The 10,973-nt window shown below is 68.3% G+C and carries 15 protein-coding genes; 3 read left to right on the top strand and 12 right to left on the bottom strand.

The annotated features are described in order from the left end of the window. Positions 1-24: 24 nt before the first annotated feature. The gene (locus tag ACK4SE_RS08090; protein ID WP_409690956.1) at positions 25-783 is read left to right on the top strand and encodes an SDR family NAD(P)-dependent oxidoreductase; all 759 of its coding nucleotides are present in this window, start codon (positions 25-27) and stop codon (positions 781-783) included. 3 nt (positions 784-786) lie between these two features. Here ACK4SE_RS08090 and ACK4SE_RS08095 read toward each other — a convergent pair whose 3' ends face one another. The 9 genes from ACK4SE_RS08095 to ACK4SE_RS08135 form a co-directional block, all read right to left on the bottom strand. After that, on the bottom strand, positions 787-1,413 hold the full coding sequence (locus tag ACK4SE_RS08095) for a methyltransferase family protein (RefSeq protein ID WP_409690959.1): 627 nt from the start codon (positions 1,411-1,413) through the stop codon (positions 787-789). A gap of 142 nt (positions 1,414-1,555) precedes the next feature. Continuing rightward, the gene (locus ACK4SE_RS08100) at positions 1,556-1,900 is read right to left on the bottom strand and encodes a hypothetical protein (protein ID WP_409690961.1); all 345 of its coding nucleotides are present in this window, start codon (positions 1,898-1,900) and stop codon (positions 1,556-1,558) included. Between the two features lie 63 nt (positions 1,901-1,963). Beyond that, positions 1,964-3,580, bottom strand: a complete 1,617-nt coding sequence (gene der / locus ACK4SE_RS08105) for a ribosome biogenesis GTPase Der (RefSeq protein WP_409690964.1) — start codon at positions 3,578-3,580, stop codon at positions 1,964-1,966. Between the two features lie 26 nt (positions 3,581-3,606). Next, entirely contained in the window at positions 3,607-4,977 is a 1,371-nt protein-coding gene (locus ACK4SE_RS08110; RefSeq protein WP_409690966.1) for a PQQ-binding-like beta-propeller repeat protein, read from the bottom strand. 26 nt (positions 4,978-5,003) lie between these two features. Next, positions 5,004-5,759 carry a tetratricopeptide repeat protein gene (locus ACK4SE_RS08115; RefSeq protein ID WP_409690968.1) on the bottom strand — a complete coding sequence of 252 codons (756 nt, stop codon included), beginning with the start codon at positions 5,757-5,759 and terminating at the stop codon, positions 5,004-5,006. A 118-nt stretch (positions 5,760-5,877) separates the two neighbouring features. Continuing rightward, positions 5,878-6,708 (bottom strand): 3-methyl-2-oxobutanoate hydroxymethyltransferase, encoded by an 831-nt coding sequence (gene panB, locus ACK4SE_RS08120; protein WP_409690971.1) that lies wholly within the window; start codon positions 6,706-6,708, stop codon positions 5,878-5,880. Further along, a complete protein-coding gene (locus ACK4SE_RS08125; RefSeq protein WP_409690974.1) occupies positions 6,708-7,160 on the bottom strand; it encodes a hypothetical protein in 453 nt (150 codons plus the stop codon). The genes panB and ACK4SE_RS08125 overlap by 1 nt, the downstream gene beginning before the upstream one ends. Further along, positions 7,147-7,707, bottom strand: coding sequence for an RNA polymerase sigma factor (locus ACK4SE_RS08130; protein ID WP_409690975.1), 561 nt, complete (start codon positions 7,705-7,707; stop codon positions 7,147-7,149). Before ACK4SE_RS08130 ends, ACK4SE_RS08125 begins: the two co-directional genes overlap by 14 nt. Before the next feature lie 27 nt (positions 7,708-7,734). Continuing rightward, positions 7,735-8,121: a DUF6249 domain-containing protein gene (locus ACK4SE_RS08135; protein WP_409690977.1), complete on the bottom strand. Its 387-nt coding sequence runs from the start codon at positions 8,119-8,121 to the stop codon at positions 7,735-7,737. 366 nt (positions 8,122-8,487) lie between these two features. Here ACK4SE_RS08135 and ACK4SE_RS08140 point away from each other — a divergent pair, with 366 nt between their 5' ends. Beyond that, positions 8,488-9,303, top strand: a complete 816-nt coding sequence (locus ACK4SE_RS08140; protein WP_409690979.1) for an endonuclease/exonuclease/phosphatase family protein — start codon at positions 8,488-8,490, stop codon at positions 9,301-9,303. Here the strand turns inward: ACK4SE_RS08140 and ACK4SE_RS08145 are convergent. Genes ACK4SE_RS08145 through ACK4SE_RS08155 form a run of 3 tightly spaced genes read right to left on the bottom strand, consistent with a single transcriptional unit; the run spans position 9,300 to position 10,584 of the window. Then, positions 9,300-9,605, bottom strand: coding sequence for a hypothetical protein (locus ACK4SE_RS08145; RefSeq protein WP_409690981.1), 306 nt, complete (start codon positions 9,603-9,605; stop codon positions 9,300-9,302). The genes ACK4SE_RS08140 and ACK4SE_RS08145 overlap by 4 nt on opposite strands. Beyond that, a complete protein-coding gene (locus ACK4SE_RS08150) occupies positions 9,598-10,131 on the bottom strand; it encodes an RNA polymerase sigma factor (RefSeq protein ID WP_409690983.1) in 534 nt (177 codons plus the stop codon). The genes ACK4SE_RS08145 and ACK4SE_RS08150 overlap by 8 nt, the downstream gene beginning before the upstream one ends. A gap of 27 nt (positions 10,132-10,158) precedes the next feature. After that, on the bottom strand, positions 10,159-10,584 hold the full coding sequence (locus tag ACK4SE_RS08155) for a hypothetical protein (protein WP_409690985.1): 426 nt from the start codon (positions 10,582-10,584) through the stop codon (positions 10,159-10,161). Between the two features lie 106 nt (positions 10,585-10,690). On the opposite strand from ACK4SE_RS08155, the gene ACK4SE_RS08160 reads away from it, so the two are divergent. Then, positions 10,691-10,888, top strand: coding sequence for a hypothetical protein (locus ACK4SE_RS08160; RefSeq protein ID WP_409690987.1), 198 nt, complete (start codon positions 10,691-10,693; stop codon positions 10,886-10,888). The last annotated feature ends 85 nt before the right edge of the window (positions 10,889-10,973 follow it).

Genomic DNA, 10,973 nt, shown 5'->3' on the forward strand with positions numbered 1-10,973 from the left:
GCCCCGCACGCGTAAGCAGGCGCCATGACGGATCAGCTTCCCCTCAAGGCCCGCGTCGCCCTCGTGGTCGGCGCCTCGCGCGGCATCGGATACGAAAGCGCCATCGCCCTGGCGAAGGCCGGCGCCCACGTGGTCGCCACCGCCCGCACCGAGGGCGGCCTCGAGGCGCTGGACGACGCCATCTTCGCCGCCACCGGGCAACACGCCACCCTGATACCGTTCGATCTGGTGGACGGCGGCGCCATCGACCGCATGGGCGGCGCCCTGTTCGAACGGTTCGGCAAGCTGGACATCTGGGTCCACACCGCCGCCACCATGGGGCCGGAAGGCCTGGTGCCCGTCAGCCACGCCGACCCGCGCCAGTTCGCAAAGATCGAGAAGGTCAACTTCACCGCCGTTTACCGCCTGATCCGCTCACTGGAGCCGCTGCTGCGGGCGTCCGACGCAGGCCGGGCCGTCTATCTGACCTCGTCCCTGGCGTGGAAGCCGCGCGCCTTCTGGGGCGCCTATGCGGCCACCAAGGCCGCGGGGCAGAACCTGGTCCAGTGCTGGGCCGACGAGATCGAGTCCACCAACATTCGGGTCGCTGTGCTCGACCCCGGTCGCATGCAGACCCGCCTGCGCGCCCAGGCCTTTCCGGGCGAGGATCCCTCCACCCTGCCCCACCCGTCCGAAATCACGCCGTTGCTGGTGGACCTGTGCCGCCCCGACCGCGAGCCGCCCGCAGGCATCGTCTCGTTCCGCGACTGGAAGGACGGCCCGCCGGTGGCGGCGCTGGTCTGACGTCTAGGGCAGCTTGAGAAAAACGTGCAGCCACCCCGTGGCCTGCAGCGCGTCGAAGGATTCAAACACAGGTACGGCAAGGAAGAAAACCAGGCCGTCCCGGAGGGTCAGCAGGAAAAAGGCTGGCCGCACGGCCAGTTCTCCCTCGTCCCGCCAAAGGAGGAAGTTGGGGAAAAACCGTGGCGTTCGCTCGCGATAGGCGCTGTAATCGGCCCCGAAAACGTCCTGCAGCCAGGCTTCCTCGCGCCGGACCGTCAGCGAGAAGACCACCCATGCGGCCACAGTGAAGAGGGCGGCGATGGTCACGCTGCCGGTCTGGGCTCCAACCCCGAATGCGCCGATGAAGCTGAACACATAAAGTGGGTTTCTCGTAATCGAGTACGGCCCCCGCGACACGATTTCCGCCTTCTTCCTCCCGCCGATGTACAGCGAACACCAGGCGCGGCCGATGATGGCCAGAACAATGGCCGCCAGCCCCACCGCCTCGACGCCTTCATGGAGGGTGCTGTGAAGTCCGCTGGCCGACTGGGAGATCAGACTCAATCCGATCAGCCCGATCAGAGCGGCCAGTATGACCGCCTTGCGCACTTTCTGGACGGCCTGAAGATCGAATGGCTGCGTCGCTTCCATGTCGGTTCCACCGCTCGACACCCGGCTCTTTCGTGGGCCGGCAAGAGTGCTTTCAAGATGGTGGCGGACTTGTGGCAGGGGATGGAGGGGCGATCAGCGCTCCTGTTTCAACCGCCCGCCGGTGGCGCCGCTGGTCTGATCCCTACCCGACGATAAGGGCCTGCGGGGCCACACGCCGCTGCTCGCACTGCGTATAGCTGCTTGCCGCCGTCATGTAGTCGCCGAGGCGGGAAATATAGGCGTTGATCTCCGCCACATAAGCAGTGAACGCCACGTCATAGGCTTCGATTTCCGCGTTGTAGGCGTTGATGACGCGGTTTGAGCAGGTGTGCCGGTTGGTTCTCTCGTTCACGCACGACGGCACCGGCGGCCGCGTGGGCGCCGCGATGAAAAGCCGCTCGGGCGGCGTGGGAATCACACATTCAGGTGCCCCGTCAGCCGGCTGCAGCATCAACAATGCGGCGACGATGATGAAGTGACCCGACATATTCCCCTCCTGAGACAGGATCGGGATTTCGCAGCAGGATCCCGCCTTGTCCAGCGAAGGTTTTTACCGTTTCGGCTTGGACGGCGCCCCGGTGCGGATGCGGCCCGAGCGGGACACCTGACGGGCGCCGCCGCGCGCGCGCTTGCCGGGGATGGAGGCGGCCTTGGCCTTGGACGCGGCCCGCAGCTTGGCCTTGACCACCGTGGGCTTGGGCGGCGCAGCCTTCTTGGCCGGCGCGTTTCCGGGCAGACCCTTGGCGGTGGCCTTCGCCTCCTCGGCCTTCTGGGCCTTGGTCACGCGGCGCGGGGCGGTCTTGGCGTCGCCCTTGGGCCGGGTCGGTCCGCCGGAGCCGTCCACGAACGGATTGGCGCCCGACTTGGCGGTCAGCCGCATGGGGGTGCCGGGCAGGTCGAAGCTCTCGCGCAGGCTGTTGATCAGATAGCGCTTGTACTGCTCCGGCATCTGCGACGCCCGGTTGGCGAACATCACGAAGGTGGGCGGACGCGCCTTGGTCTGGGCGATGTATTTGGGCTTGATGCGGCGGCCGTCCACGGCGGGCGGCGGGTGACGCTGCACCGCCAGGGCCAGCCAGTCATTCAGGTCGCGCGTCTTGACCTTCACCGACCAGGTGTCGTGCGCCTTCAGGATGGCGGGCATCAGCCGCTCAACCCCGCGCCCGTTGTGCGCCGACAGGGCCACGAAGGGCGCGCCCTTCAGCTGGGGCAGCATGCGGTCGGCGGTTTCCTTCAGCGACGCCATGCGGGACTGGGGCTCTTCCTCCAGATCCCATTTGGAGATCACATAGATCAGCGCCCGGCCCTCGCGTTCGACCAGATCGGCCAGCTGCAGGTCCTGGGTGTCGAAGGCGTTGTCCCGGTCCATGACCAGCACCACCACCTCGGCGAAGGTGATCGCCCGGATGGTGTCGGCCACCGACAGCTTTTCCAGCTTCTCCTGCACCCGCGCCTTGCGCCGCATGCCGGCGGTGTCCACCAGCCGGATGTTGCGGCCCTCGTAGGTCCAGTCCACCGAGATGGAGTCGCGGGTGATCCCCGCCTCCGGCCCGGTCAGCAGGCGATCCTCGCCCAGCAGACGGTTGATCAGGGTGGACTTGCCCGCATTGGGGCGGCCGATGATGGCCACCCGGATGGGCTTTTCGGCCTCTTCCTGCTCGGCCACCTCGATGTCGCGACTGGCCTTGACGATCGCGGCGTACAGATCGGCCATGCCCTCGCCGTGCTCGGCGGAGATGGCCACGGGCTCGCCGAAGCCCAGCGCATGGGCCTCGCCCACGCCGCCGCCGCTCTCGCGGCTCTCGGACTTGTTGGCCAGAAGGACGACCGGCGTCTCGTGGCGCCTCAGATGGTCGGCGAAGATACGGTCCAGCGCCGTGACCCCCTCGCGGGCGTCCATCATGAACAGGATCAGCTCGGCGTCATCCAGCGCCGCCTCGGTCTGTTCGCGCATGCGCGACTCCAGACTGTCGTCGGTGACGTCCTCATAGCCCGCCGTGTCGATCAGGGTCAGGTCGATGTCGCCGATGTTGCCGTCGGCGTAGCGACGGTCGCGCGTCACGCCCGGCCGGTCATCGACGAGCGCGAGTCTCTTGCCCACCAGTCTGTTGAACAGGGTGGACTTGCCCACATTGGGGCGACCGACGATAGCGACCTTGAGGGCCATGGGAACGTTATAGGCCCTTTTTCAGGTCAGCGGATGCTGACCAGCTGACCGTTGTCGGTCACGACGTAGAGAGCGCCGTTGTAGGCGATGGGAGCGATGTAGGCCGCGGCGCCCAGATTGAGGCTGGCGACTTCCTGGCCCGTCTTGTGGTCATAGGCCACGGCCTGGCCGTCAGAGTTGACCAGGATCAGGCGGTTGGACGCCAGGATCGGCCCGCTCCAGACCGGCCGAACGGTGCGCTTGCCGACGCCGAAGAACCAGCCGCCCTCGGTGCGGGTGCGTCCCTCGTTGATATCGCGGATCCAGTAGACCTGACCGTTCTGGCGATTGATGACGGTCAGCTCACCCGCCTTGGACACGGCGTACACCACGTCTCCGGCGACCCATGGCGCGTTCATGCCGGCCAGCGGCAGTTGCCAGGCGGGCTGGCCCGTCCGCACATCCATGGCGCTGATCAGGCCGGAATGGCTGACCGCATAGACCACGCCGCGGCTGACGGCCGGACGACCGGCGATGTCGCGGATTTCAGACAGGGCGCTGGTCCGGCTGGTGCGGGACAGCACCTGAGTCCACAGCTCCTGGCCGTTGTTGGCCCGAAGCGCCACCACTTCACCCGAGGAGAACGGAGCGATCACAGTCTCGCCCGTGACAGCCGGGCTGGACGCCCGCATCAGGCGCGCCGGCTCCGAAATGGCCTGGTAGGACCAGGACAGGGCGCCCGTGGTCGCGTCCAGGGCCAGAATCTGGTTGTCCACGTCCACCGCGAACACGCGCCCGCCCGCCACGGTCGGCGCGCCATGAATGGGCGCGTCAAACGGGGTGGTCCATTCCACCGCGCCGGTCGCCGCATTCAGGGCCGAGACCAGCCGATAACCCGAGGTGACGTAGACCCGGTCGCCCGAGACCGCGACGCCGCCGCCATAGGCGCGGTCACGACCGTCCGGGCGCAGATTGGTTTGCCACACGATCGCGCCCGTATTGGCGTCCACGGCGCTGACCCGCGCCTCGCCGTCCATCACGTAGATGCGCCCGTTGGCGGCCACCGGCGTGGCGGTGATCTGGGTCGTGCGCGACCCGCCCTCGCCGATGTTGCGACGCCACGCCACCGTGAAGTCCGGGGCGGCGATCACATGCTCAAGCGACTGCTCCAGATTGCCGCCCGGAACCGGCCAGGCCGTGATGGCCTGGGGGCCCGGAACGAAGAAGTCGCGCCCGGCCAGGTCCGTGCTCGGCGTCAACCGCTGCTCGAACTCCAGGATGGAGACGCGCTCACCCGCCGAAGCGACCGATTGCGGGCCGTCGTCGCCGCCGAACGGCCAAATTCTGCGGGCGGTCGAGCAGGAGGCCACCGTGACGGCCAGGCCGCAGATCAGGGCGATCTTCAGGGGTTTGGACATGGAGCGCATGCGGCGTGATCCTGGAGTTACGGCTGTGCGGACGGCGCGGCGCCGTCCGGTGTCTGGGTCGGCGTCGCAGTCGTGTCGGGTTGCGGCGCCTCGGCCTGGGCCCGGACGATTTCCGCCATGGAGGCGGCGACGCCCGAATCGATGGCGTCCTGGACCAGCTGCGCGCGCTGGCGCACCACGTCCGGCACGTCCTGGCCGAGCGCCAGCAGGGCGAACACCGGGCGGGCCTCGGCCGTCTGGCCGTGCTGGATCCGGGCGAGACCCTGGGCCTCGCGGGCGTAGGGGCTGAACGGGCGTCCCTCCTGGGCGATGGGGGCCAGCCGGGCCTCGATGTCCTCAAGCGGCGCAGTGTCCATCAGCAGGAAGGCGGCCTTCAGGCGGGCCAGATCGGCGATGAGGGGCTGTCCCGAGGCGTCGGCGGCTTCGTCGAACAGGGCCACGGCGGCCTCGATCCGCTCCTGGGCGACGGCGATGCCGGCGCGCTGGTGCAGGGCCAGGGCCTTGTAGCCGCCCGATCCGACGTCCGCGGCCTCCACGAAGGCGGCGTCGGCGGCGTCGATGTTCTCTTCGCTCAGGGCCTGCATGCCCCGGTCATAGTGCGCCGCTGCGGTTTCCGCGCGGCTGGTCTGCCAGGACTGCCAGCCCCACCAGGCCAGCGCCGCGACCAGCGCCAGCACCAGGGCCCCGGCCACCCACGGACCCCAGGTGCGGAACAGGCGGCGGTACCGTTCGGAGCGAAGCTCCTCCTCGACCTCTTCGAAGACATCGACCACTTAAAGACAGGCTCCCCGGACACGCTGGCTGTGCGTTCGTGTGTAAACCACGACCGCTGACAATTTCGGCGCGACCCTAGAGGCTCGACGCGCCGCCCGCAACGCGGACGAACCGGGTTCAGACCGGCTTTTTGGAGAAGTAGGTCTCGACTTGGGCGGGAAAACGGCGCGCGCGCACATCTTCGGCGTAGCTTTCGGCCGCGCGGGTGATTTCGCCGCGCAGATCCGCGTAGCGCCGCACGAACTTCGGCGACCAGTCGAACATGCCCAGCATGTCGTTGACCACCAGGATCTGGCCGTCACAGGCGGCCGAGGCGCCGATGCCGATGGTCGGCTTGTCGATGGCCCGGGTGATCTCGGCGGCCAGCCCCTCGGCCACCCCCTCGATGACGACGGCGAAGGCGCCGGCGTCGGCGGTGGCCTCGGCCTCGCTCATGACCCGGATGCGCTCGTCCTCGGTCCGGCCCTTGGCCTTGAAGCCCCCTTCGTTCAGCACCGCCTGGGGCCGCAAGCCCACGTGCCCCATGACCGGGATGCCACGCTGGACCAGATATTCGATGGTGTGGGGGACCGTCGGGCCGCTTTCCAGCTTCACCCCCTGGGCGCCCGTCTCCTTCATGACCCGGGCGCAGTTGTCGTAGGCGACTTCCTTGCCGCCCTCATAGCTGCCGAAGGGCATGTCGATGACCACCATGGCGCGGCGCGCGCCGCGCATCACCGCCTGGCCGTGCAGGATCATCATCTCCAGAGTCACGCCGACGGTGTTGGGCAGGCCGTGCACCACCATGCCCACGCTGTCGCCCACCAGCAGCAGGTCGCAGTGCTCGTCCAGCATCTCGGCCGTGGGCGCGTCATAGGCCGTCAGGCAGACGATGGGCTCGCCGCCCTTGCGCGCGAGGATGTCGGGCGCGTGCAGCCGCTTGACCGGTTCCTGCTTGTGAGAAGACATCAGACCTCGTTCGCCAGCTTCATGCCCGCCGTCACAGCCGCCGCGATCAGCAGCGCCGCCACGGCCCAGAACATCTGCATACCCCCAAGCGCGGCGATATCGAAATCAACACCCAGAGTGCTCAGACCATTCTGGGCCGCCTGGGCCTGGGCTGTCAGGGCGCCGACCCCGGCGTCCACCAGCCGGACGCTCTCCGGCGACGAGGCGGCGGCCGAAAACCCCCTGCCTGTGGGGCTGCTTGCGGCGCTGAAGCTCAGATTGGCGCCGAGGGTCTCGCGCACAGCGACCACGCCTCCGATCAGTCCGGCCGCGCTGATCACCACGGTGCGCATGCGCGACCCGGTCGTCAGGCGCTTCTCGACGGCGCGCGCGAACCCCGCAGAGTTCGGCATCGGCGGCGTCTCCCGGAACAGCCGCTCGATGAAAGGGTCGAATTCGTCAGGCGCGGACATTGGCCGCCCTCCCGAGGTTGTCCGGTTCCGGCGAAAGCCGGGCGCGGAGTTTATCCAGACCACGTTTGACATGAGATTTCACGGTCCCAAGTGGCGTATTCAAGGCGGCGGCGATCTCGGCGTGCGACAGACCGGCGCCGTGGCAGAGCGAAACACAAAGCCTCTCGACCTCGGTGAGGCCTTTCAGAGCTTCGTCCAGATCCATGCGCCCCGCCTGATCGGCGTGGAGCGGCTCTTCCACCGGCGCTTCAGCTTCAGAGACATAGCGCGCCTCCTTCGCCTTGCGCTTGATGTAGAGCCGGGCGGCGATCCGCTTGACCCAGGCCCCGAAGGCGCCCTCGCCCCGGAACTCGGCGCATTTCTCGAACGCCTGGATGAAGGCGTCCTGGGCGATGTCGTCGGCGGCGGCCGGATCGGCGCCCATTCGGCGCAGCAGCGCCCGGACCGCCGAGCCGTGCCTGCGCACCAGCTCGCCGAACTCCCGACGTCCGCCGGCCGCCGCCAGGGCAGCCAGCTCCACGTCATGAAGGTCGATAGGATTGGACATGGCGTTCCCCTGTCTTCAGACGCCGGTTCAGCCCTTGTTCTTGTTGAAGAAGCTCAGGACGATGAATGCCAGCCCGATGAAGCCCGGCACCGCGGCAATGCCGCCCATGACGTAGAACACTTCGCTGTCGCCGTCGGCGAAGCTGACACTCCAACCGAAAACGGTGACGCCGATGGCGATGGCGAGCCAGATCACACCGATCCGCATGTCCCGATGAGCGGATGGGAGCTTCTTGGCGACGTCCTTGCCAAGAGCTTCGATCACTTCGGCGGGCAGCGGCTGACCCTTTTCGATGGCAGTGCGCAGGGTTCCCTGCATGTCGCGGCGATCACGGCTTTTCAGCCAGGACGGAATCGCGACGATCGCGACGATCATTGCGAAGAAGCCCAGCGGAACAAAAATTTCGACACCCATGGTGACGGTCCTCCAAAAACAGGCGGGCCAAGCGCCACGCCCTTCTGATTACAAGAGGCGGCGGCGGACCCTCATGGATGCGCGAACCGACGTGAAATCTTCGTAAGGTGACGGGATCAACGCGCGCTCCTCCCCGGAATCTTGACTGTGGTTCATAGCCCGATCCGGCCGTGTTGCGGGTTTTTTCGCCGCCGCCTTGCCACGCGGGTTACTCTCATCGTCCCCTCACCCGCGAAGCGGCGGCGCGATTTCAACAATTCGGACAATTCGGACACTGTTTTTTCGACCCGGTGCTGGACCGGAAAACCGCGATCACGCCCCGCTTCCCGCCGACAATGCCTGTCCCCGCCTGTTTCCGGATCGATCATGCTCACCCGTCGCCGCCTGCTCCCCCTCGCCGTCGCCCTGCCCCTGGCCGCCTGCGCCGCGGTCCCTGCCGCCGACAGCTCCGCCGAGCTGACCGTGGTCACCTTCAATATCTGGCACGACATGGGCGACTGGCCGGCGCGGCGGCCGCTGGTCATCGCCGCCCTGCGCCACCTGGACGCCGATGTGATCGCGCTGCAGGAGGTGTTGCAGGACACCGACCTGCCCAATCAGGCCGAGGACATCGCCCGGGCCCTGGGCGGCTATTCCGTCCACTTCGTCTCGGTTGATCCGCAGGGACAGACGCGGCGTTACGGCAACGCCGTCCTCACCCGCCTGCCGGTGCTGGAGAGCGGCGAACATCGGCTGCGCCCGCTGGAGGATTCGCGCACCCTGGCCACCGTGCGGGTGCCGGTGAACGGCCGCCCGGTCCAGATTGCGGCCACCCATCTGCACCACACCCCCGAGGGCGGCGCCATGCGGGCCAGCCAGATCAATGACGTGCTGGCGGTGATCGGGGCGGAGGATGACGCCCCGACCATCCTTCTAGGCGACTTCAATGCTTCCGCAGAAGTGCCTGAATTCATGACAGTTCGAAACGGCTATATCGACGCCCTGCAAAGCGCCGATCCAGTGGCCGCCGCCCGCTCCACCCTGGTCACCGCTCACGGCCACCGGTCCGAGCGCATCGACCACATCTTCGTTCAGCGCGGGCGCTTCGACATCCTGTACGCGGCGCTCGCCGCCGACCAGCCCGTCGTCGGCGTCTGGCCCTCCGACCATGTGGCGGTCGTCGCGCGCCTGCGCGTGCGCTAGCGGGCCAGCCGCCGCGCGCCCATCAGGCTGACCGCCAGCAGGATGCCCGTTCCCCCGAGAATCGCGGCGGGCAGGACCAGACTGTCCGCTACGGCCGCCATAGACGGGCCCAGCACCGGCTGCAGCGCCCACGCCAGCAGCCCGGCCACCCCGGCCCAGGGCGCGGCCGTTCCGACCCGCGCCCAGGCCCGGCGCCGGGCCACGCGCTGCATGACCTCGGCGCAGAACACGGGATCGCGCGCGGGCGCCGCCTGCTCCGCGAACAGGGCGGCCAGCTTCTGATCCGGGGTCAACTCAGTCATCCGATCCTCCGAGCGCCTGAAGCAGTTTCGTGCGCCCTCGCCCGACATGGGACTTCACCGTGCCCAGGGGCAAGCCCAGAGCGGCCGCCGCCTCGCCGTGCGACCAGCCCTCGGCCAGGCACAGGGCGACGCAGGCCCGCTCGTCCGGGGCCAGGGCGGCCATGGCGGCCTCCATGGCCATGCGGTCCTCGGGCGAGACGCCCGGCGAAGGCGCGCGCGAGTCCATCCACGCCGCATCGCGCGCCTCGGCCCGCCGCCGGCCCCGCATGCGGTCCCGGGCCTTGCGCCAGGCGATGCCGCACAGCCAGGGCCGAATCCCGGCCGCGTCGTTCAACGACCGCAACGACGTCCAGGCGGTCAGGAACACCTCCTGCGCCACATCGTCCGCCTCGGCCCGGTCGCCGTTCAGAACACGCCCCAGAAACCCGCGCACCACGCCCTGATGCCGGGCCACGAGACGCGCGAAGGCGGCGTCCGACCCCGCGCGGGCCGCCGCCACCAGTTCGGCATCGCTGTCGAACGCCATTTCGCCCCCGCGCCCTGACCGCGACCGTCAGGAGCTGCTCCGCCGTGTGGTCAGGGCCGAGATCAGGGCCCAGACCGCAACCGCGCCCATGGTCAGGGCCACCACCGTGAAGGGGAACCGGACCCCCATGTCGACGCCGAACACCTGGGGCATATAGGCGGCGATTCCGAAGCCGCCCGCCAGCACCGCGAACAGGCCGAACAGTGACCAGTAGTTGGTCGGCTGGGCCGACCCATACGAGGCGCTGCCCCACATCTCCGCGTCGGAATCGATCGGCTTGTCCAGCACCTTCATCAGTTCGGCGGGCACCTCCTTGCCGGCGTCGGCGTAGCGACGAACGATGTCCAGCGTCGCGCGCTGACGCCGGTAGTTGAGCCAGCTGGCCCAGCCCGCATAGGCGAACCAGCCGAGGGGAAACAGCAGCCACCAGTAACTGCGGAACAGGTCTTCCATCTCTCATCCCTCCGATTGCGCGGCGATCATCGCCCGCTTTCCCCCCGTAGTCGCCGCCGATATGCTGGCTGGATGCACGACCCGATGATTTATCCACGAGGCGCCCATGGACCCCGTTGAGCGCCGCCGCCTCATGTATCGCGGCTTCGGCCTGTTCGCGGTCATTCTGGGTCTGTCGGTCGCCACGAACGCGACGGTCATGCTGATCGCGGGCGCGCCTCTGGCCGACGAGGCGCGGCTGCTCGTCCCCGCCCTGATCCTTCTGGGGCTCGGCGGCTGGCTCTGGTGGAAATCCCGGACCTGATCCCCGCAATGGTTTGTGATAAGCCCCGCCTTTCGGTCCGTGGGGCGGGGCGCTAGGGCTGGCCCCTACCCGACAGGTTCGGACG

It is taken from the genome of Brevundimonas sp. (genome assembly GCF_046293315.1).
GTDB lineage: Bacteria > Pseudomonadota > Alphaproteobacteria > Caulobacterales > Caulobacteraceae > Brevundimonas.

What these genes read in the sequence shown, in the direction of transcription:
- der (WP_409690964.1), bottom strand. Translation starts at nt 3,580, where the DNA reads ATGGCCCTCAAGGTCGCTATCGTCGGTCGCCCCAATGTGGGCAAGTCC.
- ACK4SE_RS08130 (WP_409690975.1), bottom strand. Translation starts at nt 7,707, where the DNA reads ATGTCCAATCCTATCGACCTTCATGACGTGGAGCTGGCTGCCCTGGCG.
- ACK4SE_RS08090 (WP_409690956.1), top strand. Translation starts at nt 25, where the DNA reads ATGACGGATCAGCTTCCCCTCAAGGCCCGCGTCGCCCTCGTGGTCGGC.
- ACK4SE_RS08110 (WP_409690966.1), bottom strand. Translation starts at nt 4,977, where the DNA reads ATGTCCAAACCCCTGAAGATCGCCCTGATCTGCGGCCTGGCCGTCACG.
- ACK4SE_RS08140 (WP_409690979.1), top strand. Translation starts at nt 8,488, where the DNA reads ATGCTCACCCGTCGCCGCCTGCTCCCCCTCGCCGTCGCCCTGCCCCTG.
- panB (WP_409690971.1), bottom strand. Translation starts at nt 6,708, where the DNA reads ATGTCTTCTCACAAGCAGGAACCGGTCAAGCGGCTGCACGCGCCCGAC.
- ACK4SE_RS08095 (WP_409690959.1), bottom strand. Translation starts at nt 1,413, where the DNA reads ATGGAAGCGACGCAGCCATTCGATCTTCAGGCCGTCCAGAAAGTGCGC.
- ACK4SE_RS08150 (WP_409690983.1), bottom strand. Translation starts at nt 10,131, where the DNA reads ATGGCGTTCGACAGCGATGCCGAACTGGTGGCGGCGGCCCGCGCGGGG.
- ACK4SE_RS08160 (WP_409690987.1), top strand. Translation starts at nt 10,691, where the DNA reads ATGGACCCCGTTGAGCGCCGCCGCCTCATGTATCGCGGCTTCGGCCTG.
- ACK4SE_RS08100 (WP_409690961.1), bottom strand. Translation starts at nt 1,900, where the DNA reads ATGTCGGGTCACTTCATCATCGTCGCCGCATTGTTGATGCTGCAGCCG.
- ACK4SE_RS08155 (WP_409690985.1), bottom strand. Translation starts at nt 10,584, where the DNA reads ATGGAAGACCTGTTCCGCAGTTACTGGTGGCTGCTGTTTCCCCTCGGC.
- ACK4SE_RS08145 (WP_409690981.1), bottom strand. Translation starts at nt 9,605, where the DNA reads ATGACTGAGTTGACCCCGGATCAGAAGCTGGCCGCCCTGTTCGCGGAG.
- ACK4SE_RS08125 (WP_409690974.1), bottom strand. Translation starts at nt 7,160, where the DNA reads ATGTCCGCGCCTGACGAATTCGACCCTTTCATCGAGCGGCTGTTCCGG.
- ACK4SE_RS08135 (WP_409690977.1), bottom strand. Translation starts at nt 8,121, where the DNA reads ATGGGTGTCGAAATTTTTGTTCCGCTGGGCTTCTTCGCAATGATCGTC.